Origin of the sequence: Pelagibius sp. (assembly GCF_965227505.1) — a bacterium.
GTDB lineage: Bacteria > Pseudomonadota > Alphaproteobacteria > Kiloniellales > Kiloniellaceae > Pelagibius.
Map to the genome: position 1 here is coordinate 4,260,489 of NZ_OZ245757.1, position 20,899 is coordinate 4,281,387.

Here is a 20,899-nt window from a genome sequence, read left to right on the forward strand (position 1 = left end):
CGGCGGGCCTTCGTCTTATCTGGCGTGCAAACCTACTCCGCTGCCGCGGAGGCGGCCTCGTCCTCGGCCACCGGGTGGGCGGCCATCAGTTCCAGCGCGCGCACCATGGCGGAGTGGTCCCAGCCGGCACCGCCGTTAGCGGCGCAGGCGTTGAAGAGCTCCTGCGCGGTCGCGGTGTTGGGCAGGCTGACGCCCAGCGCTTTGGCGCCCTGCAGGGCGAGGTTCAGGTCCTTCTGGTGCAGTTCGATGCGGAAACCGGGATCGAAGGTGCGCTTGATCATGCGCTCGCCATGGATCTCCAGGATCCGCGAGGTGGCAAGGCCGCCCATCAGCGCCTGGCGCACCTTGGCCGGGTCGGCGCCGGCCTTGGAGGCGAAGACCAGCGCTTCGCCCACCGCCTCGATGGTCAGCGCGACGACGATCTGGTTGGCCACCTTGGTGGTCTGTCCGACACCGTTGGCACCGACCAGGGTGATGTTCTTGCCCATCAGCTCGAAGATCGGCTTCGCGGTCTCGAAGGCCGCCTCCGCACCGCCGACCATGATGGTCAGCGAGGCGCCCTTGGCGCCGACCTCCCCGCCGGAGACCGGGGCGTCCAGATAGTCGCAGCCGAGCGCGTTGATCTTCGCGGCGAAGACCTTGGTCTCGATGGGGGAGATCGAGCTCATATCGATGACGAGCTTGCCGCTGGAAAGCCCCTCGGCCACGCCGTTCTCGCCGAACAGCACGGCTTCAACCTGGGGTGTGTTCGGCACCATGGTGATGACGATGTCGCTGGCCTCGGCGACCGCCTTGGCGGTCTCGACCAGCTTCAGGCCCTTGCCCGTCAGTTCGTCCGGCGCCGGCGTGCGGTGCACCGTGCTGGTGACCTCGTGCCCGCCGTCCAGCAGGTGGCCGACCATGGGCGCACCCATGATGCCGAGGCCGATGAATCCGATCTTTGCCATGACGTTTCCGTTCCTTGCTTTGCGTTGTTCCGCGCTTTGCGTTTGTTTTCGGCGTCGTGCGGCGCGCGGCTTATTCCGCCGCTGCGCTGGCGGCGAGGTAGGGTTTCAGCCAGCCGAGGCCTTCCGAGGTGCCGGCCCTGGGCTTGTACTCGCAGCCGATCCAGCCTTTGTAGCCCATTCGGTCGACGGCGTCGAAGAGGAAGGGGTAGTTAATCTCGCCGGTGCCCGGCTCGTGGCGCCCCGGATTGTCGGCCAGCTGCATGTGGGCGATCTTCGCCAGGTTGGTCTCGATGGTCCGCGCCAGATCGCCCTCCATGATCTGCATGTGATAGATGTCGTACTGGAAGAAGAGGTTGTCCGAACCGACAGTGTCGATGACGCTCAAGGCCTGGGCCGAGGTGGAGAGGTAGAAGCCGGGGATGTCGATGGTGTTGATCGCCTCGATCAGCAGTGCGATGCCCGCTTCCTTGGTCTTGGCCGCGGCGAAGCGCAGGTTCTCGACATAGGTTTCCGCGACCTTGTCCGGATCGACGCCGTCGGGCCGGATGCCGGCCATGGCGTGCAGCTGGGTGCAGCCCAGGGTCTTGGCGTAGTCGATGGCTGTGCCGACGCCGTCCTGAAATTCGCCGACCCGGTCGGGCAGGCAGGCCAGCCCGCGCTCGCCGGCATCCCAGTCGCCGCCCGGCATGTTGTGCAGCACCTGGGTCAGGCCGTTGCGGTTCAGCGCCTCCGCCAGGGCGTCCTTCTCGAAAGCGTAGGGAAAGAGATACTCCACGCCTTGAAAGCCGTCCTTGGCGGCTGCGGCGAAGCGGTCGAGGAAGTCGTGCTCGCCGTAGAGCATCGAAAGGTTGGCGGCAAACTTGGGCATTTTCCGGGTCCTCCTGAAATGCGTCCGGCCTTGCGGCCTGAGTCGGGGCGTCTTGCTGCGCCTATTCAGCCGGTTCCAGCACGTCGATGTCCTCATCGATGCTGGCGTTCTCGCGGGTGGTCGGCACGCCGTCGGTTCCGAGCGAGGGATCGAGGCAGAGAATCTCCTCGAATTCGTTCACCGCGTTCAACTCCGTACCCATGGAGACGTTGGTGACCCGCTCCAGAATGAACTCCACCACCACCGGCACCTGGTATTCATCCATCAATTGATGGGCCTTGTCGAAGGCTTCCTTGAACTCGTTGGGACTTTTCACCCGAATCGCCTTGCAGCCCAGGCCCTCCGCCACCGCGACATGATCGACGCCGTAATCGCCCAGCTCCGGGTTGTTCACGTTCTCGAAGGAGAGCTGGACGTTGTAGTCCATGTCGAAACCGCGCTGCGCCTGGCGGATCAGGCCGAGGTAGGAATTGTTCACCACGACGTGGATGTAGGGCATCTTGAACTGGGCGCCGACGGCCAGCTCCTCGATCATGAACTGGAAGTCGTAGTCTCCGGAGATGGCGACGATTTCACGGTCCGGACAGGCCTTGCGCACGCCCAGGGCGGCCGGCATGGTCCAGCCCAGCGGGCCGGCCTGACCGCAGTTGATCCAGTTGCGCGGGTTGTAGACGTGCAGGAACTGGGCGGCGGCGATCTGCGACAGGCCGATGGTGGTGACGTAGCAGGTGTCCCGCCCGAAGACCTCGTTCATCTCCTGATAGACCCGCTGCGGCTTCAGCGGCACCGTATCGAAGTGGGTCTTGCGCAGCATGTGGGTCTTGCGGTGCTCGCACTCGCCGGCCCAGGCGGAGCGGTCCTTCAGCTTGCCGGCGGCCCGCCATTCCCTGGCGACCTCGATGAAGAGCTCCAGGGCCGCCTTGGCGTCGGAGACGATGCCGTAGTCCGGCATGAAGACGCGACCGATCTGGGTCGGCTCGATGTCCACATGCACGAAGGTGCGGCCCTTGGTGTAGACGTCGATGGAACCGGTATGGCGGTTGGCCCAGCGGTTACCGATGCCGAGCACGAAGTCGGACTGCAGGAAGGTGGCGTTGCCGTAGCGGTGGCTGGTCTGCAGCCCGACCATGCCGGCCATCAGCGGATGGTCGTCGGCAATCGCGCCCCAGCCCATCAGGGTGGGGATCACGGGCACCCCGGTCACCTCGGCGAACTCGACCAGCAGGTCGGAGGCATCGGCGTTGATCACGCCGCCGCCGGCCACGATGAGCGGCTTCTCCGCGTCGTTCAGCATGGTGAGCGCCTTCTCGACCTGCGCCCGGGTGGCGGCGGGCTTGTAGACCGGCAGCGGCTCATAGGTTTCGTCGTCGAATTCGATCTCGGCCAGCTGCACGTCCAGCGGCAGATCGATGAGGACCGGGCCCGGCCGGGCCGAGCGCATCAGGTGAAAGGCCTGCTGAAAAGCCCGCGGCACCAGGGCGGGCTCCTGCACCGTCACCGCCCACTTGGTGACCGGCTTGGCGATGGATTCGATGTCGACGGCCTGGAAATCCTCCTTGTTCATCCGGGCGCGCGGCGCCTGGCCGGTGATGCAGAGGATCGGGATCGAATCCGCGGAGGCGGAGTAGAGCCCGGTGATCATATCGGTGCCCGCCGGCCCCGAGGTGCCGATGCACACGCCGATGTTGCCGGCCTCGGCGCGGGTGTAGCCCTCGGCCATGTGGGAGGCGCCTTCGACATGACGCGCCAGGACGTGATCGATGCTCTGGCGCTTCCTCAGCGCCGCGTAGAGCGGATTGATGGCGGCGCCGGGAACGCCGAAGGCGGCGGTCACGCCCTCTTTCTCCATCACGCGCACGGCGGCTTCGGCGGCGGTCATCTTGGGCATAGCGGACTCCCTCGTTCAGGTTGTGGCCAGGCTTCTTGGCGAGCTGTTCACGACAACATAAGCGCTGGTATGCCAGAGTCAACAAGAAATGGAATACTATTCCGTATCATGGAAATAAGACGATAAAATCCTTTAAAGGCAACGGTGTAAGCGGGTCACGTTGCTAGCGATTTATGGAACTCCATACCGAAATGCCGCAGCCCTGGCTTTTTCCGGCTTACATCGCCGTGGGTGGCACCCTATGCTGTGCGCCTGGATCGCCGGTCCTTCCGGGCCGCTGATCCGAGGGAATCTTATCGGACGGAGTCTTGAGCCATGGCGAGAGCGGCGCCGCGGACGCGCGAGCAGTCGAAGCCGTCAACGCAGAAACCGGCGGCCCAGGGCGGGCAGGTTCAATCGTTGGATCGTGCGATTTCGATCCTCGAGCGCCTGGCAGAGGCCGACGGCATGAGCCTGACCGACCTCGCCCAGTCGGTCGGCCTAGCGCCTTCGACCACGCACCGGCTGCTCACCACGCTGCAGCAGCGCCGCTTCGCCGATTTCGACGAGGAATACGGCGTCTGGGTGGTCGGCGTCGGCGCGTTCAACGTCGGCAATGCCTTTCTGCGGTCGCGCAAGATCATCTCCCTCGGCCGGCCGGTCATGCGCCGTCTGATGGAGGAGGTCGGCGAAACCATCAACCTGGCAGTCGAAGACAAGGGCGAACTGGTCTATGTGACCCAGTTCGAAAGCCATGCTCCCATGCGCGCCTTTTTCCGCCCGGGGCGCCGTGCGCCCATGCATTCCTCGGCGATCGGCAAGGCGATGCTGGCGGAAATGAGCGAGGAAGCGCTGCGCGATTTCCTCCACAGAAAGGGCATGCAGCGCTTCACCGACCAGACCATCGTGGACCCGGCGGCTCTGCGCGCGCAGTTGCTGCAGATCCGCCAGCGCGGTTGGGGTGTCGACGACGAAGAGCATACCGTCGGAATGCGTTGCGTCGCGGCCACAATTCACAACGAACACGGCGAGGTTATCGCCGGTATCTCGATCTCCGGTCCGTCTGTGCGCGTGACCGAGACTCGCCTGGGGGAACTGGGGGCCAAGGTGGTGCAGGCGGCAGAGGAGATAACCGAGCAAATCGGCGGTGTTGTGCCGCGCAGGTTGCAGGCCGCGGCCCCCTGACGCCTGCTGCCCGCCAAGATGGCGCCACCGGGCGGTCGGCGCCGGTTCGCGGCCTAGTTCACAGCCCGGTTCACGGCCCGGTCCGCGGCCCGGTCCGGTTCCCGACTCGACCCGGTTCCCGACAATGTGACAGAAAACACGTCGACGCCTTTCCTTAAGCGATAGTATAGAGGCTTCGAGGGAGAGCAGAGAGTGGGGACTGTGCGCGCTTTGCAGGGAAGCAAACCAGTGTTCGGTGCCGAGGGTGCCCCGGCTGGCAGGTTTTGGCATGCCACATTTCGGTCACAGGCTTGGCCCGTGCCGCCCGATAGACTTGGCGCGGGCCGGGGGGAGCGGCCCTGTCGGTCAGGTCGCCGGGGTCGCCGGGGTCGCGTGGGCCGCTTGGACGGGGGAGAGGGAAAGGCGCGATGGCCATTCGGCAGTGGCTGACGGCAATCGGCCTTGGAGGCCTCGCCGACACCTTCGAAGAAAACGACATCGACCTGGAGATCGTGCCCGACCTCAACGAGGACGATCTGCGCCAGCTCGGCCTGACGCTGGGGCAACGCAAGCGCCTGCTGCGGGCGGCCGAGGCACTTGAGACGCAGACCCCCGCGGCGACCAAGCCGGAGGCCGCACGGGCCGACCGGGTTCCGGCCGAACGGCGGCATCTCACCGTCATGTTCTGTGACATCGTCGGCTCGACGATCCTTTCGGAGCGGCTGGAGGCCGAAGACCTGCTGGAGGTTGTGCGCCGTTATCAGACGTTCTGCGCATCGATCATCGGTACCCACGAGGGATACATCGCCCGCTATGTTGGCGACGGAATCCTCGCTTACTTCGGCTATCCCATGGCGCATGAGGATGCGCCGGTGCATGCGCTCCACGCGGCGCTCAGCATCACCGACGGCATCGGCGGGTTGGACATGCCGGCCGAAACCACGCTTTCGGTGCGCATCGGGGTCGCCTCCGGCGTCGTCATCGTCGGCGATCTGATCGGCGGCGGCGCCGCCGTCGAACAGCCGGCCATCGGGGTCGCGCCCAACCTTGCCGCAAGGGTGCAGGGCATCGCCGGTCCCAACGAGATCGTCGTCGCCGACGTGACCTACCGCCTGACCCAGGACGCCTTCGACTTCGAGGACATGGGCAGCCGGGAGTTTCAGGGCCTCACCGAGCCGGTGCGCACCTGGCGCGTGCTCGGTGAGCACAAGGGCGCCCGCGCTGACGTCAATTTCGGGCGTTGGACCCAGACCTCCTTCGCGGACCGCAGCGAGCCGCTGGACCTGCTGCGCGCGCAGTGGCGGCAGGCGCAGGAGGGCCGCGGGCGGGTGCTGATGATCTGCGGCGAACCGGGGATCGGCAAGTCGCGCCTGACGCATCAGTTCCTGCGCGAGGTCGAACAGGATGCGACGGTCCAGATCTATCAGGCGTCGCCCTACAACCAGGATTCGCCTCTGCATCCGATCATTCAGCGCTTTCGCCTGATTGCCGGGGTCGATCACGGTGACGGACCCGCCGTTATCCGCGAAAAGCTTTCGACGGTGGTTCAGGGCGAGGGCGCCGAACGCGAGACGCGCATCGAGGTCTTTACCGATTTGCTGAGCCCGGTGTCGATCGACAACCCCCAGTCCCAGGCCGCCGCCAAACAGGCGCGCGAGCGCACCCTGAGCACCATCGTCGACTACTTCTCCGTGCTGACGCGGGTTCAGCCGCTGGTGGTGGTGGTGGACGACTTCCAATGGCTCGACCCGACCTCCATCGAACTGCTCGACCGGGTCGTCAACACCATCGCCGACAAGCGGGCGCAGGTGCTGATCACCTGCCGCACGGACTTCTACGCCCCCTGGGGGCCTCTTGCCCATGTGAACCATCTGGAACTCGGCCGCCTGCCGGCCAAGGACACGCAGGCGCTGATCGCCAGCCTGGCCCAGGGAACCGCTTTGTCCAAAGCCATAGTCGGCGAAATTGCGGAAAAGGCCGATGGCATTCCGCTCTTCGTCGAGGAGCTGACCAAGTCGGTCATAGAACTCGACTTCGAGAGGGCGGCGAAGGGTAAGAACCGCCGCCGCGACGAAGCCGCCCGCGTTCCCATCTCCCTGCACGACTCGCTGATGGAGCGGCTGGATCGTGTCGGCCCTGCCAAGACCGTCGCCCGGGTCGGAGCGGTGCTCGGGCGCTCCTTTTCGCGCGATCTGATCTCGACGGTCGGCGGCTTCGATCCGGACCATCTGGACAACGCCCTGATCGCGCTTTCCGATGCCGGCCTGATCCACCGCGATGTCGACCAGCGCGGCAAGGAGACCTTCATCTTCAAGCACGGCCTGGTTCAGGAGGCCGCCTATGCCTCGCTGCTGCGCGAGGAGCGTCAACGCCTCCACGCGGAAACGGCGCAGGGACTGCGCAAGCTGCGCCCGCGCATCGAAGACGAGCGGCCGGACCTGCTGGCCCACCACGTCAGCGCGGCGGGCCTTCATGACGAAGCCGCGCGGCTCTGGTTGCAGGCCGGCCGCCTGAGCCTTGCCCAGTCGGCGCTGGTCGAGGCGGTCCACCATCTGCGCCGCGGCCTGGAGGCGCTGGAAGAGCTGCCCGATACCAAGGAATACAAGGCACTGCGGCTGCAGATCCTGATCCGCTTGGGCCCGGCCCTGATCGCTCTGCACGGCCCGGGTTCGACGGAGGTCGAGCAGATTTACGGCGAGGGCTACGAGCTCTGCCGCAGCCTGCCCGAGTCCCGCGATCACTTCCCGGTCTACTGGGGATGGTGGCGCCGCTCGCGCGATTTCAACGAAATGGGCCAGCGCGCCGACGAACTGCTGGTCCGCGCCCGGGGCCGCAAAGACGAGGAGTTGCTGCTCCAGGCCCACCACTGCCAATGGGCATCGCATTTCAATCGCGGCGACTTCCATGGCTGCATGGAGCACATCGACGCGGGCCTCGCCCTCTACGACAAGGGCGATTACCGCGCCCATGCCACGCTCTACGGCAACCACGATGCCAAGGTCTGCGGTCTTGGCGAGAGTCTGTTGGTCTACTGGCTTATGGGCCGGCCCAACGAGGCCATGGAGTACGAGCGTCAGGCCAGGGCCTGGCTGGAAAACCTCGATCACGGCGGCAGCTGGAGCCACTACAAGTACATCACCATCATGCATCGGCTCTATCAGCGCGATGCGGTGGAGGTTCTGCGCATTGCCGACGAGCTGATCGCCTTTGCCGACGAACACGGCTTCAAGGACGACCGGGCCAAGGCGCTGGTCTTTGCGGGCTGGGCGCACTCGCGCCTCGGCAATCTCTCCAAGGGCCTGGGCGAGATCCGCGAGGGCCTGGAACGCCAGAAAGACATTGGCACGCAGGAGGATTTCCCGGTCTATTACGACATGTTTGCCGAGGTCCTGGCGCTGAACGGCCGCATCGACGAGGCCCTGGAGGAATGCACGGCGGCGCAGGCGGAGTTCGAGTCCCTCGGCCTGCGCATCTGGCTGCCGGAGCTGCGCCGGCGTATCGGCTACCTGCTGCAGCTTCGCATGCCGCACGATCCGGAGCCGGCCATCGCCGCCTACCACAGTGCCCTGGACCTGGCCAGCGACCAGGGTGCCAGAACCCTGGCGCTGCGGGCGGCGACCAGTCTGGCCGGGCTGCTGCGTGTGCAGGGTTACAGCGAAGAAGCCCGCAAGACGCTGGAGCCGCGTCTTGTCGGGCTCGAGACCATGGCGGGTACGGCGGACTATGCCGCGGCGACGGCCATCCTCTCCACCGCGCGGGGCCGCAGAAGCGGATAGCAGCGATGACCGAAGCGGCGCGACGAGAGCAGGTTTCCGGCGGTAGTGACGGCGCCGCGGCGTCGGCCGTCACCCAGCCGGGTTCTGCGAAGGTCTATCGCGGCGGCACCCATCGCAGCCGCCGGCCGGAAGAGACGCTGGCCCAGGTGCTGCCCTTTGCCAAGGAGATGGGAATCACGCGGCTCGCCAACGTGACCGGGCTGGACAGTATCGGTATTCCGGTCTTCATGGCCTGCCGCCCGCTCTCCCGTTCCATCGCGGTGTCGCAGGGAAAGGGCCTGACGGTCGATGAGGCCCGGGTCTCGGCCTTCATGGAATCAGCCGAAACCTTTCATGCCGAGCGCATTGCGAAGCCGCTCAAAATGGTTTCCTTCAACGAGCTTGCCGCGGCGGAACGGGTCATCGATGTTTCCGGATTGCCGCGGTCGCGCCTCGGCACGTTTCACCGCGACCAGCCGGTCCTGTGGATCGAGGCGACGCGCCTTGACCCCGATCGCACCGCCCCGGGCGATGCCGACGCGCGTCTGTGGGCTCCGCTGGAACTGGTTTCGACCAACTTCACCCTGCCGCAGCCGCCGGGCAGCTATGTCTTTCCCGCCGACACCAACGGCCTGGCGTCCGGCAATACCTTCGAAGAGGCGGCGCTCCATGCCGTCTGCGAACTGATCGAAAGGGATGCGCTCAGCCTCTGGAGACTCGGCGGTGAGGCGGCGCGGACGGCCAGCAAGATGGATGCCCGAACGGTGGACAGCCAGGCTGCCTGCGCGCTGTTGGACCACTATGCGGAGGCCGGGCTTTCGGTCGGTCTTTGGGACGTGACGTCGGACGCCGGGGTCCCGGTCTTCTGCTGCGCGGTGGCGGAACCCAGCGACCACAGCGTCGAGGCGGAGCTGGGCGCCGGTTGCCATCCCGACCGCGAGGTCGCCCTGCTGCGCGCATTGACCGAAGCAGCGCAGTCGCGCACCACCCGCATCGCCGGGTCGCGCGACGACTACGTGCCCGAGTCCTACGACAGCGCCGCCAAGCTGGCGCGCAATCGCACGGCGCGCCTCTGGCTGGCGGATCCGCCGCAGCGCAGCTTTGGCGATGTTCCAAGCCTGAGCGGTGCGGACATTGCCGGCGATCTTTCCACCGTGTTGGGGCGTCTCGCGACCATCGGGGTGGAGCAGGTTGCAGCGGTCGATCTGACCAAACCCGAAATCGGTATCCCGGTGGTGCGCGCCGTGGCGTCCGGACTGGAAGGCGCCTACCAAGGCGAGGGCAGCGACTATCGCCCCGGCCGGCGCGCCCGTGCCCGCGGTTTGCGCCTGCCTTCCGAAAGTGCCGGAAGATGACGGTCACCGTCTTCCTGGGCCCCAGCCTGCCGCGCGATGAAGCCGCCAAGGTGTTGCAGGCCGACTATCGCCCGCCGGTGCGCCAGGGGGATGTTTACCGGCTTGTCCAACAAGACCGGCCCTCCGCCATCGCCATCATCGACGGGTACTTCCAGGACGTGCCTTCGGTCTGGCACAAGGAAATCCTCTGGGCCATGGACCAGGGCATTCCCGTCTTCGGCGCAGCCAGCATGGGCGCCCTGCGCGCGGCCGAGATGGAGCCTTTCGGCATGGTCGGGATCGGCCGCATCTACGAGGCCTTCAGGGACGGCGTCTTTGCACCCTTCGATGATGAAGTCTTTGAAGATGACGACGAGGTTGCGGTGGTTCACGGCCCGCCTGAACTGGGCTACCCCGCGCTCTCCGACGCCATGGTCGACCTGCGCGCCAGCTTCGCCGCCGCGGCGGAACTGGGCGTCATCGGCACGGCGCTGCGCGACCGTTTGGTCGCCGCCTACAAGCAACGGTTCTTCCGGGAGCGCAGCTTTGCGCAGTTGCCGGCCGTGATCGCCGAGTTGGGCCGGCCGAGCGCCGAGGGCGACGCCCTGCTGAACTGGTTGGATACGGGGCGTGTCGATCAGAAGCGCGCCGACGCCGGGGCGCTGCTGGAGCATCTGGCTTGCGGGTTCGCCGACAGCGTCGAGACGAAACCGTCATTTGTTTTTGAACGGACGACGCTGTGGGCCCAGTTCGTGGAACAGTCCGAAGGGGCGGCGCCCGCCATCAGCGCGGCGGAGCGGGCGGTGCTGGAGGAAGTGCGGCTCGATCCGCAGCTCTACGAGTCGTTGCAGACAAAGGCGCTGCTGCGCCTGCGGTTGCATGCCGACGATTCTCTGCCTGTGGCCGATGCCGCCGCGCGCCGCGAAGCGCTTGACCGTTTGCGGCGCCGGCATGGGCTGTTGTCCCGCGAAGCGCTCGATCGCTGGGCTGCAGCCTGCGATCTTGACCGCGCGGGGCTGAACCGACTTCTTGACTTCGAGGCGGCGTTGGAGGTCTGCCGGGCGGCGGCGGGCAACGACCTGGAAGCAGCCCTTCTCGACATCTTGCGTAGCGAGGGTCGCTACCTCCGGCTCGCTGCGCGCGCCCGCGACAAGGAAGAGCGGCTGCAACAGACTTTTGAGACAGAGGCTGCCCCTTCTGCGCTCTCGTCTCAGTCTTTGCTGGACTGGTATTTTGAAGGCTGCCTGGGGCGCCGGGTGCCTGACGATGTGGCGCGCTATGCAGAGGACCTCGGTTTCGATGCACCGAAGGACTTGCTTGCCGTCCTCGCGCGCGAGAAGGTCTATCGGTCGCTGCTGGCGGATGAGGAGGCTGCTCTCGCACCGGACGGAGACGGTGAGGAGAGCGGAGCGGCGTGAGAGAGGTTGCGATGGGGGATCGGGGATGACCGCTTTGTGGGACCGGCTTGATGCCGTCGACGGTGTCGTCGGCGGCACGCGGTTTCGTCTGTTTCCGCAGATGCCCAGCCTGCAAGGTTTCTCCAGGCCGGAAACGGTTCGCGTGTCGCCGCCGCCTGGAACCATCGCCCCCGGTCCTTTCGACGGGGCCATGCGCGTGGTCGATGCGATCGATAAGCCGGCGCCCTACACCTTCCCTTACATGCCGCCCTATCGTGGGCCGGCATATCCTCCGGCCGAGGCCGGGCCTGACGGCCACTTCGACCACATTCCCCTGGATGACCGCCGCTTTCTTGCGGCTCATATGTACGGCTCGGTGCGCTTTGTCCTCGATATCTGGGAAGGCTACCTGGGAAAGACCATCGACTGGTACGATCCCCGGGACCGTTTCGTCATCGAACTGGTGCCCGACGTGGCCTGGGACAACGCCCACGCCGGCGTCGGCTTCATCGAAACCGGCGGGCGCACCTCTGCCGACGGGGAGTATCAGCCCTTTGCCCTGAACTTCGACGTCCTCGCGCACGAGGTGGGGCATACGCTGCTGTTTTCGGAGGTTGGGATTCCGGGATCTGGAGGACTGACGCCGCAGTACCTCGGGTTCCATGAATCGATGTCCGATCTGGTGGCGCTGCTGTCGACACTGCACTTCGAGACCATCATCGACGATCTCATCGACCAGACCGGCGGCAATCTCTATGTCCTGAATTTCCTCAACCGCATCGGCGAGCTGTCGAACAGCGAGCAGATCCGCATTGCCAGCAACGATGCCCACATGGAGGACCTGGCCTCGCTGCGCCTCACCGCCGACGGCGAGTGGATCGATCCCAGCGGACAGGGGCGCAAGTCGCACGACCTGGCCCAGCCGCTGACCGGTGCGATCTTCGACAGCCTCGTGGAGATCTACCAGGACGGGCTGGTGCGGCGTGGCATCCTGCCGCGCGACGGCGACCCGCGCGGCTGGACGGAAGACAGCGTGACGGCCAGTCTCGATCGTCTGCAGCAGATGCACGAGGGCGCGGTGAGCCGCCACCGCGCGGCTTTCATCGACTCGCTGATCGAGGCCAGGGACTACATCGGCTTTGCCCTTGCCGTCGCCTGGCACCGTCTCGATGCCGATCACTTCAGCTTCGGCCGTTTCACCCGCACGTTCCTTGAGATCATGGCCGACTTGGGCCAGGAACAGAACCTGCCGGCCTTTGTCGAGAACTTCCAGGCGCGGGGCATCGGCATAGCGGGGCCGGACGCTACGCAGGACCCGCCGCCGCGCAGTACGGCTTACGCGCTGCGCTGGGCCTGGGCGCAGAATCAACGTCGCCAGGCAGCATCCCGGCCGCCGCGCGATGACCCCGACAGCCATGCCGAGGTCTACGGCATGATCAACCACAGTTTTCGCGTAGAGGTGTAGTTACCTTGCTTGTTACTTCGTGCAGCAGTGTTATGATCCGCCGCGCTGGGGGAAACTTTGGATTCCCGGTGCGGGGCTCGGCGGTGCCGCTACCTTTGAGCTTCGAACACGGGAGGGGAAGATGATATCCGATGACAAGAGGCCTGATCGCGACGTTTCGATTTTCGATGAGACGCTGCTGGCCTCTTCGCAGGTGAGGCTTTTTGGACGCGAGTTCCGGGGCCTGAAGTTGGACGACGAGGGTCTTGGCGCGTTCAATGACCCCAATCGTCCGCAGAACCGCAATCCCCTGACCGACAAGCTCCACCCCGAGCTTGATCCGCGTCTCGCGCGCATCTACGGCTTCTCCTACGAGGGCAGCTACTACAAGCTGGATGCGCCCTATGTCTTTCTCGTGCATGGGAAGGGCGAAGAGATCAAGGAGCCTGATCTCCACATCGGGCGGGTCGGCATCGAGATGAAGGACGAACGCTTCCTCGACGGCGTCAGGATGTGGTCCTATGACAAGGTCGACTTCTCCGTGCGGATTCAGATCACCAGCGGCTGGCTGGAAGAGATCCTTCTCGATGCGGCCATCGGCAGTTCCAGCAACATGACCGCCGGAAAGACCACCGCACCCTCGGAGATGTCATCGCGCGTCGACATGTCGTCGCGGGTGGACATGGCGTCGCGGGTGGACATGGCGATGCGCAGCCGCTTCAAGAGCGGCTAGGGCGCCGTCGTCCCGCTCGGCGGCAGGCACTGCGTAAAAAGGCGGCCAGACCATGGCCGCCTTTTTTGCCGTTACCGTCACGGAAGTGCCGGCGCTGCCGTCGCGCCAGGTAAGGCTGCTCACCAGATCAGGCTGCGCAGCACGATGTCGGGCCTGGCCTTGTAGCGATTGCTGAGGGCGGCCAGCCGTTCGTCGAAGTCCGCATCGCCGCCCGGCAACCCCAGTTCGTCCTTGTGGATGCCCTGCAGGATCAGGGCGCTGGCCATGCCGGCGCCGGCCGCGCCGACGATGTCGTGGGCCAGGGAATCTCCAACCGCAAGCATGCGACCGGCCGGCATCGGCGCCAGGGCCTGCCGGACCGTTCCATAGATCAGCGGGTGGGGCTTGCCGACATAGACCACCTTGCCGCCGCCTTCCTCGTAGCGGCGCGCCAAAGCCCCCGGCGCCGGTCTCAGGCCGTCGACCGTGATGCCGCGAATGTCCGGGTTGGCGCAGACCAGCACCAGGTCCTGCGCGCGCGCCTGGTCCAGAGTGTCTAAGAAGATGTCGATGCTGGCCGGGGGCGCATCGCCGAAGCTTGCCAGCAGCATGAAGTCGGCCTCTTCGACCGTAGGCACAATGGCGATCGGCAAACCTTCCAGCAGCGCCTTCTCCGCTGCGCCGCCCAAGGCCAGACAGCGCAGCGGTCCGTCGCCCTGCCGGCGCCGCAGAACCGGGTCGGCCCCGTTTCCGAGATAGGCGCGGGTGGCCTCGCCCGAGGTGATGAAGTCGTCGTAGAGGTCCGGCGGCAGGCCGAGGCGGGCGAGGCGGTCGATGTTCGGCTGCTTCAGCTTGCCCGAGTTCGAGAGGATGAGCACGCGTTTCGCTGCGCCGCGCAGGGCATGGAGGCAGTCGAGCACGCCGGGATAGAGCGCGGTGCCGTCGTGCAGCACGCCATACTGATCCAGGATGAAGGCATCGAAGCGCGACGCTGCCGCACCAAGGCCGTTAAGCAGTTCGGGAGAGGTCATCGCGTGAGTTATACAAGATCCGCCGCGGCTTTTGCCAAGACCGCACGGCTGTGCCGGGCGATCATCAGTTCCTCGTTGGTCGGGATCACCCAGACCGCGACATTGCTTTCCGTGGCGCTGATGCGCGCGCGGCCCTCGACGTTGGCGCCATCGTCGACGACGATTCCCAGCCAGCCCAGGCGCTGGCCGACTTCGCGGCGGATCTCGGGGGAGCGCTCGCCGATGCCGGCGGTGAAGACCAGGGCGTCGAGACCGCCCAGCATGGCCACCAGCGCGGCGATCTTTTGGGCCACACGGTCGCAGAACAGGGAGACGCTTTCGCGGGCTTCCGCCTTGTTGCTCCCCAGCAGGTCGCGCATATCACTGCTGATCCCCGACAAGCCCAGCAGGCCCGACTGCTTGTAGAGCATGTGTTCCAGCGCGTCCGCGTCCATACCCTTTTCCCGCATCAGGTACAGCAACACGCCCGGATCGAGGCTGCCGCAGCGGGTGCCCATGATCAGCCCGTCCAGGGTTGAAAAGCCCATGGTACAGGCCTGGCTGCGTCCGTTGCGTAGCGCGCAGAGGCTGGCGCCGTTGCCCAGGTGCGCGACGATGGCCCGGCCGGTCGCAGCAAAGGTGTCATAATTCGGCAAAGCGTCGGCGATAAACTCGTACGACAGACCATGAAAGCCATAGCGCCGCAGGCCTTCCTGCGCGAGATCGCGCGGCAATCCGTACAACTGATCGAGTTCGGGAATCGAGCGGTGGAACGCGGTGTCGAAACAGGCGACTTGGGGCAGGTCCGCCTTGCGTTTCTGAAGAGCGCGAATGGCCGAGAGGTTGTGCGGCTGATGCAACGGCGCCAGCGGTACGAGACCTTCGAGGGTCTGCAGGACCGTCTCGTTGACAAGCTGCGGCCTTTCAAACCCGGTGCCGCCGTGAACGACCCGGTGTCCGGCCGCGGCCAGTTCGATCCCCGGCAGGTGCTCGCCGATCCAGTCGAGCAGGAACGCATAAAAGCTGTCGTGGCCGAGCTCGGCCCCACCGTCCCAGGACGGGGGTTGGCAGTCTGTACCGTTTGCCAGCCTGGCGGCGAAACGCGGCGCCGTCCCGATGCCCTCGATCATTCCTTGGACAAGAGGGATGTCGCCGCCCTCGGCGGACTCGGGGAAAAGCGACAGCTTGATGCTGGACGAACCCGCGTTCAGCACCAGGATCGCTCTCTGCTTTTCGCTCACCTGACCCTACCCAAGCATAGGCATCCGCACCCCGCACCAACCGTGGACGGCGGTGGGAAGCATGGATCGGCCTGTTTCTCCCAAGGGCCCGGCGCCGGCGGCGTCGAGCCGCTACCCCACCCCTGTCATATCGCTTATTTCTTTGGCTTGCCATATTTCAATATTTTTATAATTATCAAACTATGGAGAGCACAGCCGCCATCCGGTGCCTTGGCGCCCTGGCCCAGGCCACCCGTCTCGACGCCTTTCGCCTTCTGGTGCGCGAGGGGCCGCAGGGGTTGCCGGCCGGCGTCCTGGCCGAACGCCTGGGTGTCCAGCCGGCCACCCTGTCCTTCCACCTCGCCCAGCTGGAGCGGGCCGGCCTGTTGGTATCCCAGCGGCGCAGCCGACAGATCCTATACGCCGCGGACTTCGAGGCCATGCGCGGGCTCCTGGGGTTCCTGTTGGAGGACTGCTGCCATGGCCGCCCGGAGGTCTGCGGCAATCTGCTGTCGGGGACGATGGGCGAGGTGCCGGAGGCGGAGCGGGTCTCCGAGCCCAACAAGGCGTCAAGCGGATAGGGCAACGAGGGTGGGCCGGACACTGCCGCGAAGACAGGCGTCACCCGGGCGCTGAGGTTCCCCCCGGCGCTGAGACTCCCATCGAGAGGAACTGCGATCATGTCAGACAAGATCTACAACGTGCTCTTTCTGTGCACCGGCAACTCCGCACGCAGCATCATGGCGGAGGCAATTCTCAACCGTCTCGGCGCCGGCCGCTTCAAGGCCCACAGCGCCGGCAGCCATCCCACGGGCCGCGTCCATCCCTATGCGCTCGACCTGCTGAAAAGCCTCAATCACCCGACCGACCACCTGGCCAGCAAGTCCTGGGATGTTTTCGCGGCCGAGGGTGCGCCGGACATGGATTTCGTCTTCACAGTCTGCGACAACGCGGCGGGCGAAGTCTGCCCGGTCTGGCCGGGGGCGCCGATGCGCGCCCACTGGCCTTTCGAGGACCCGGCGGCGGCCGAGGGTTCGGAGGCGGAGAAGCGCCAGGTCTTTGCCGATGTCTACGGCCAGATCCACAACCGCGCCGACATCTTCGTCAATCTGCCTATCACCGCCCTGGACAGCCTCAGCCTGCAGAAGCGCCTGGACGAGATGGCGACGAACTTCTCGCAGTCGGCCTGACACGATCATGACCCCTGACCTGACCCGCCGGCTCGCGGCCGAGGCCCTGGGCACCGCCTTCCTGCTGGCCGTCGTCGTCGGCTCCGGCATCATGGGCGAGAGCCTGGCCGGCGGGAACACGGCCATCGCGCTCCTGGGCAACACCATCGCCACCGGTGCGATCCTGGCCGTGCTGATCCTGATCTTCGGGCCGCTCTCCGGCGCGCACTTCAATCCGGCGGTGACGCTGTCGTTTCTGATGCAGGGCAAGCTGGAGAAGCGCGAGGCGGCTTTGTACGTCGCCGTCCAGATCCTCGGCGGCCTTGCCGGCATGCTGATCGCCCACGCCATGTTCGAGGAACCGCTGCTGCAGGTCTCCGAAAAGCTGCGCAGCGGCCCGGCGCAGTGGTTCGCGGAGTTCGTCGCCACCTTCGGTCTGGTGGCGACCATCCTCGGCTGCTTGCGTTTCCGCGCCGAAGCGGTGCCCTATGCCGTCGGGCTCTACATCACCGCCGGCTACTGGTTCACCGCCTCCACGTCCTTCGCCAACCCGGCGGTCACCATCGCGCGCAGCTTCACCGACACCTTCTCCGGCATCCGGCCCGTCGATGCGCCGGCCTTCATCGCCGCTCAGCTCGTCGGCGCGGTCGCCGCCACTCTGGTCTTCGGCTGGCTGCTGGCGCCCAAAGAGTCGGAAGCTGTGCAGAAGCAGGCGGCGGAGTAGGCACCCTGGCCCTTACCGGGATGACGTTCTAGGATGCCGGCACAGAGAGGCGTCAAGAGCGAGGCAGGGTCATGAAGGTCGACGGCAAGCCCTACAGAACCATCTGGGTGAATGACGACGGATGGTCGGTCGAGATCATCGACCAGACCAAGATGCCGCACGTCTTCGAAACCGTGACCCTGAAGACGGTGGCCGACGCTGCCCATGCCATCAAGGCGATGCTGGTGCGCGGCGCGCCGCTGATCGGCGCCACGGCGGCCTACGGGGTCTGTCTCGCGCTGCGCGACGACGACAGTGACGCCGGCATCGACAAGGCCTACGACCAGCTCATCGTCACCCGGCCGACGGCGGTGAACCTGCGCTGGGCGCTGGATGAGATGCGCGAGGCGCTGCGCAACCTGCCGCGCGGCGAGCGCCTGACGGCGGCCTACAAGAGGGCGGCGGAGATCTGCGACGAAGACGTCGAGATCTGTCAGTCCATCGGCCGCCACGGGCTGAAGATCATCGCCGAGATCGCGGCGAAGAAGCCGGCGGGCGAGCCGGTGAACATCCTGACCCACTGCAATGCCGGCTGGCTGGCCACTGTCGACTGGGGCACGGCGACGGCGCCGATGTACATGGCCTTCGAAGAGGGGATACCGATCCACGTCTGGGCCGACGAGACCCGCCCGCGCAACCAGGGCGCCTCGCTGACCGCCTGGGAACTGGGCCATCACGGCGTGTCCCACACCGTCATCGCCGACAACGTCGGCGGCCACCTGATGCAGCACGGACAGGTGGATCTCTGCATCGTCGGCACCGATCGCACGACGGCCTCCGGCGACGTCTGCAACAAGATCGGCACCTACCTGAAAGCGTTGGCCGCTCACGACAACGGCGTGCCGTTCTACGTGGCGCTGCCGTCGCCCACCATCGACTGGACCGTGCACGACGGGGTGAAGGAGATCCCCATCGAGCAGCGCGGCGGCGACGAAGTCTCCCAGATGACCGGCCGCACGGCGGCGGGTGCCATCGAGACCGTCACCATCACCCCCGACGGCAGCCCGGTGGCCAACTATGCCTTCGACGTGACGCCGCGGCGCTACGTCACCGGCCTGATCACCGAGCGCGGCGTCGCCGCGGCTTCGCCTGAAGGCCTCGCCGCGCTGTTTCCGGAGCGGGGGGGTTAGAGAGCTCTGTAGAGTTGGTGGCCTTGGCGCAGTCATCCTTCGAGACAGCCCCTACGGGGCTTCCTCAGGATGAGGTGAAATCCTATGCAAGCAAAACCGACCTCATGCTGAGGAGGTGCGAAGCACCGTCTCGAAGCATGGCTACGGCACCTTGGCTTTACTGCGATGGTCCCGCTAACGCCTAAAGAACGCTTCCGTCTCTGCGTCCACCGGGAAGAACTGCTCGACCCGCACCTCCTGCAGGGTCACGTCGAAGGGCGTGCCGAGGGTGGTGATGGTGGTGAAGAAGCTGAGGCAGTGCCCGTCCTTTTCGAAGGTGGTGGTCAGCACCGGCGCGCGCCACTCGCCGGGGATCTCCAGCGGGCAGTCGTCCGGGACATCGGGGTAGGCGGTGAGGGCGGCGATCAGGTCCTCCATCTCCTGCGGCTCGCCGACGGCGATGGACTCGCCGCGCAGGCGGCAGAGCAGGAAGTGAGCGACCTTCTCCCAGTCGCGGATGTAGGGCCTCAAGCCCTCGGGGCTGAAGAGGGCGTGCAGCAGGTTCGGGCGGCCCCCGGCGGCGTGGTCCGCGCCGGCCTCGGCCATCAGCAGCGCCATCAGCCGCATCGCCCCCTGGTTGGCCCGGTGCAGGTTGGCCATGTGGTCGATCACCAGCGCCGGGTAGGGCTCGTGCTTTTCCAGCAGGTGGTCGAGCGCCTTGCTGACCGCCAGCATCTCCGGTTCGGAGAGGTCGCTTTCCCGGTAGCGCGGCGCGAAGCCGGCGGCGAGCAGCAGGGCGTTGCGGTCGCGCAAGGGGATGTCGAGCGCTTCGCCCAGGTTGATCACCATGCCCTCGCTGGGCCGCGCGCGGCCGGATTCCAGGAAAGAGAGGTGGCGCTGGGAGACGTCGCAGCGCAACGACAGTTCCAGTTGGCTGATGCGCCGGGTCTGGCGCCAGGCCTTCAGGCGGTGGGGGAAGCTCTCGTTGCGGCTCAGGGCGGTCATCGCTGTCATTCCTGAAGTCTGGCGGGGCTCCGTGCAAGCCGCAATTACCTGACAGGTAATTGCCGCCCGCCGCGCCGCCGGACAGTCTGCCGCCGAAACGAGGAACAAACCAATCGGCAGAAAGGAATTCTCCCATGTCTGCAAAGATGCACCGCCATGAGGCCAACGACGGGCTGCTGCGCGCGGTCCTGAAGACCAACGCGGCCCTCTCCCTGGCTGCCGGCCTGATTCTGGTTCTGGCCGGCGGCAGCCTGGCCGCCTGGATGACACCGCATGCCGAGGCTGTTTTCGGCCTTTCGACCGCCTGGCTGCTGCGCCTTGTCGGCATCGATGTGCTGGCCTTCGCCGCGCTTTGCTGGTGGGCGGCGCGGCGGCGGCCTCTCTCCCTGCCGCTGGCCCGCGCCGCGATCGCCCTGGAAGCGCTCTGGGTTGCCGCTTCAGTCGCTCTCTTGGCGGCTGCGGGCGACAGCCTGACGACGGCAGGATTCTGGGCGGTGACGGTGACGGCACTGCTGGCGCTGGACTTCGCCCTGCTGCAGGGCTTCGCCCTCTGGCAGGTTTACCGTGGCGCGGCGAAGATCACGCTGGCCCATGACGCTGGCGAGTTTCATATCTCCGCGGAGACGGCGGTCGATGCGCCCAGCGCCGTGGTCTGGCGGGTCATGGCGGATCAGAAAGGCTATGCCGAGGTCGCCGACAACATCGCCTGGGTCGAGGTGCTGCGGGGGCGCGGCCTCGGCATGGTTCGCCGCTGCAGCGACACCGCCGGCGGGTCCTGGACCGAACGCTGCACACTCTGGGAAGAGGGTCAGGCCTTCGCCTTTGTCGTCGATACCGCCGCGCCCGACTATCCCTACCCCTTGCAGCACCTTGCCGGGCGCTGGTCGATGATCCCGGAGGACGAAGCCGTGATCCTGCGCATGGACTTTGTCGTCCGCCCCCGGCCCGGCCTGCTGAACGCCCTGAAGCTGCGCCTTCTGGTCGCCGTGCTGCTGCCGGTCTGCGACCGCCTGCTGGCGCGCTGGAGTGTGCGCATGCAGGAGGAAACGCGGGCCGACTGGGCGCAGCCAAGCCTGCGCAAAAGCGCCTGATGTCAGCTGTGCGGGGCCGGCCGGCTTGATCCCGGCCCGGTCCC

Annotated in this window: 17 protein-coding genes; 11 read left to right on the forward strand and 6 right to left on the reverse strand. The window is 66.3% G+C overall.

Annotated features, from left to right (window positions below; genetic code table 11):
* Window positions 1-32 precede the first annotated feature (32 nt).
* From glxR to gcl, 3 genes are all read right to left on the reverse strand, one after another.
* The gene (glxR, locus tag ACO06P_RS20085) at window positions 33-947 is read right to left on the reverse strand and encodes a 2-hydroxy-3-oxopropionate reductase (protein ID WP_420347001.1); all 915 of its coding nucleotides are present in this window, start codon (window positions 945-947) and stop codon (window positions 33-35) included.
* 70 nt (window positions 948-1,017) lie between these two features.
* Window positions 1,018-1,815 carry a 2-oxo-tetronate isomerase gene (otnI, locus tag ACO06P_RS20090; protein WP_420347002.1) on the reverse strand — a complete coding sequence of 266 codons (798 nt, stop codon included), beginning with the start codon at window positions 1,813-1,815 and terminating at the stop codon, window positions 1,018-1,020.
* Between the two features lie 61 nt (window positions 1,816-1,876).
* A complete protein-coding gene (gcl, locus tag ACO06P_RS20095; protein ID WP_420347003.1) occupies window positions 1,877-3,703 on the reverse strand; it encodes a glyoxylate carboligase in 1,827 nt (608 codons plus the stop codon).
* A 315-nt stretch (window positions 3,704-4,018) separates the two neighbouring features.
* Between gcl and bhcR the strand changes: the two genes are divergently transcribed.
* The 6 genes from bhcR (at window position 4,019) to ACO06P_RS20125 (ending at window position 13,509) form a co-directional block, all read left to right on the forward strand.
* On the forward strand, window positions 4,019-4,867 hold the full coding sequence (bhcR, locus tag ACO06P_RS20100; protein ID WP_420347004.1) for an HTH-type transcriptional regulator BhcR: 849 nt from the start codon (window positions 4,019-4,021) through the stop codon (window positions 4,865-4,867).
* A gap of 407 nt (window positions 4,868-5,274) precedes the next feature.
* The gene (locus ACO06P_RS20105; protein WP_420347005.1) at window positions 5,275-8,622 is read left to right on the forward strand and encodes an AAA family ATPase; all 3,348 of its coding nucleotides are present in this window, start codon (window positions 5,275-5,277) and stop codon (window positions 8,620-8,622) included.
* Between the two features lie 5 nt (window positions 8,623-8,627).
* Window positions 8,628-9,956, forward strand: a complete 1,329-nt coding sequence (locus ACO06P_RS20110; protein ID WP_420347006.1) for a YcaO-like family protein — start codon at window positions 8,628-8,630, stop codon at window positions 9,954-9,956.
* Window positions 9,953-11,353: a TfuA-like protein gene (locus ACO06P_RS20115; RefSeq protein WP_420347007.1), complete on the forward strand. Its 1,401-nt coding sequence runs from the start codon at window positions 9,953-9,955 to the stop codon at window positions 11,351-11,353. Before ACO06P_RS20110 ends, ACO06P_RS20115 begins: the two co-directional genes overlap by 4 nt.
* Before the next feature lie 25 nt (window positions 11,354-11,378).
* Entirely contained in the window at window positions 11,379-12,797 is a 1,419-nt protein-coding gene (locus ACO06P_RS20120) for a hypothetical protein (RefSeq protein WP_420347008.1), read from the forward strand.
* A 121-nt stretch (window positions 12,798-12,918) separates the two neighbouring features.
* Entirely contained in the window at window positions 12,919-13,509 is a 591-nt protein-coding gene (locus ACO06P_RS20125) for a hypothetical protein (protein ID WP_420347009.1), read from the forward strand.
* Between the two features lie 119 nt (window positions 13,510-13,628).
* Here the strand turns inward: ACO06P_RS20125 and ACO06P_RS20130 are convergent, their stop codons facing one another.
* On the reverse strand, window positions 13,629-14,519 hold the full coding sequence (locus tag ACO06P_RS20130; RefSeq protein ID WP_420347010.1) for a TIGR01459 family HAD-type hydrolase: 891 nt from the start codon (window positions 14,517-14,519) through the stop codon (window positions 13,629-13,631).
* Between the two features lie 8 nt (window positions 14,520-14,527).
* On the reverse strand, window positions 14,528-15,739 hold the full coding sequence (locus ACO06P_RS20135) for an acetate/propionate family kinase (RefSeq protein ID WP_420347011.1): 1,212 nt from the start codon (window positions 15,737-15,739) through the stop codon (window positions 14,528-14,530).
* A gap of 182 nt (window positions 15,740-15,921) precedes the next feature.
* Between ACO06P_RS20135 and ACO06P_RS20140 the strand changes: the two genes are divergently transcribed.
* From ACO06P_RS20140 to mtnA, 4 genes are all read left to right on the forward strand, one after another.
* Complete coding sequence (locus tag ACO06P_RS20140) at window positions 15,922-16,299, forward strand: ArsR/SmtB family transcription factor (protein WP_420347012.1); 378 nt, start codon at window positions 15,922-15,924, stop codon at window positions 16,297-16,299.
* 99 nt (window positions 16,300-16,398) lie between these two features.
* Window positions 16,399-16,908, forward strand: a complete 510-nt coding sequence (locus ACO06P_RS20145) for an arsenate reductase ArsC (protein ID WP_420347013.1) — start codon at window positions 16,399-16,401, stop codon at window positions 16,906-16,908.
* 7 nt (window positions 16,909-16,915) lie between these two features.
* Window positions 16,916-17,611 (forward strand): MIP/aquaporin family protein, encoded by a 696-nt coding sequence (locus tag ACO06P_RS20150; RefSeq protein ID WP_420347014.1) that lies wholly within the window; start codon window positions 16,916-16,918, stop codon window positions 17,609-17,611.
* Window positions 17,612-17,682: 71 nt separating this feature from the next.
* On the forward strand, window positions 17,683-18,780 hold the full coding sequence (gene mtnA / locus ACO06P_RS20155) for an S-methyl-5-thioribose-1-phosphate isomerase (RefSeq protein WP_420347015.1): 1,098 nt from the start codon (window positions 17,683-17,685) through the stop codon (window positions 18,778-18,780).
* A 174-nt stretch (window positions 18,781-18,954) separates the two neighbouring features.
* On the opposite strand, the gene ACO06P_RS20160 is transcribed toward mtnA, so the two are convergent.
* On the reverse strand, window positions 18,955-19,764 hold the full coding sequence (locus ACO06P_RS20160; protein WP_420347016.1) for a helix-turn-helix domain-containing protein: 810 nt from the start codon (window positions 19,762-19,764) through the stop codon (window positions 18,955-18,957).
* Window positions 19,765-19,898: 134 nt separating this feature from the next.
* Here ACO06P_RS20160 and ACO06P_RS20165 point away from each other — a divergent pair, with 134 nt between their 5' ends.
* Complete coding sequence (locus tag ACO06P_RS20165) at window positions 19,899-20,855, forward strand: SRPBCC family protein (protein ID WP_420347017.1); 957 nt, start codon at window positions 19,899-19,901, stop codon at window positions 20,853-20,855.
* The last annotated feature ends 44 nt before the right edge of the window (window positions 20,856-20,899 follow it).

Excerpts from the sequence above, each read along its gene's own strand:
- glxR (WP_420347001.1), bottom strand. The coding sequence starts at position 947 with ATGGCAAAGATCGGATTCATCGGCCTCGGCATCATGGGTGCGCCCATG.
- otnI (WP_420347002.1), bottom strand. The coding sequence starts at position 1,815 with ATGCCCAAGTTTGCCGCCAACCTTTCGATGCTCTACGGCGAGCACGAC.
- gcl (WP_420347003.1), bottom strand. The coding sequence starts at position 3,703 with ATGCCCAAGATGACCGCCGCCGAAGCCGCCGTGCGCGTGATGGAGAAA.
- bhcR (WP_420347004.1), top strand. The coding sequence starts at position 4,019 with ATGGCGAGAGCGGCGCCGCGGACGCGCGAGCAGTCGAAGCCGTCAACG.
- ACO06P_RS20105 (WP_420347005.1), top strand. The coding sequence starts at position 5,275 with ATGGCCATTCGGCAGTGGCTGACGGCAATCGGCCTTGGAGGCCTCGCC.
- ACO06P_RS20110 (WP_420347006.1), top strand. The coding sequence starts at position 8,628 with ATGACCGAAGCGGCGCGACGAGAGCAGGTTTCCGGCGGTAGTGACGGC.
- ACO06P_RS20115 (WP_420347007.1), top strand. The coding sequence starts at position 9,953 with ATGACGGTCACCGTCTTCCTGGGCCCCAGCCTGCCGCGCGATGAAGCC.
- ACO06P_RS20120 (WP_420347008.1), top strand. The coding sequence starts at position 11,379 with ATGACCGCTTTGTGGGACCGGCTTGATGCCGTCGACGGTGTCGTCGGC.
- ACO06P_RS20125 (WP_420347009.1), top strand. The coding sequence starts at position 12,919 with ATGATATCCGATGACAAGAGGCCTGATCGCGACGTTTCGATTTTCGAT.
- ACO06P_RS20130 (WP_420347010.1), bottom strand. The coding sequence starts at position 14,519 with ATGACCTCTCCCGAACTGCTTAACGGCCTTGGTGCGGCAGCGTCGCGC.
- ACO06P_RS20140 (WP_420347012.1), top strand. The coding sequence starts at position 15,922 with ATGGAGAGCACAGCCGCCATCCGGTGCCTTGGCGCCCTGGCCCAGGCC.
- ACO06P_RS20145 (WP_420347013.1), top strand. The coding sequence starts at position 16,399 with ATGTCAGACAAGATCTACAACGTGCTCTTTCTGTGCACCGGCAACTCC.
- ACO06P_RS20150 (WP_420347014.1), top strand. The coding sequence starts at position 16,916 with ATGACCCCTGACCTGACCCGCCGGCTCGCGGCCGAGGCCCTGGGCACC.
- mtnA (WP_420347015.1), top strand. The coding sequence starts at position 17,683 with ATGAAGGTCGACGGCAAGCCCTACAGAACCATCTGGGTGAATGACGAC.
- ACO06P_RS20160 (WP_420347016.1), bottom strand. The coding sequence starts at position 19,764 with ATGACCGCCCTGAGCCGCAACGAGAGCTTCCCCCACCGCCTGAAGGCC.
- ACO06P_RS20165 (WP_420347017.1), top strand. The coding sequence starts at position 19,899 with ATGTCTGCAAAGATGCACCGCCATGAGGCCAACGACGGGCTGCTGCGC.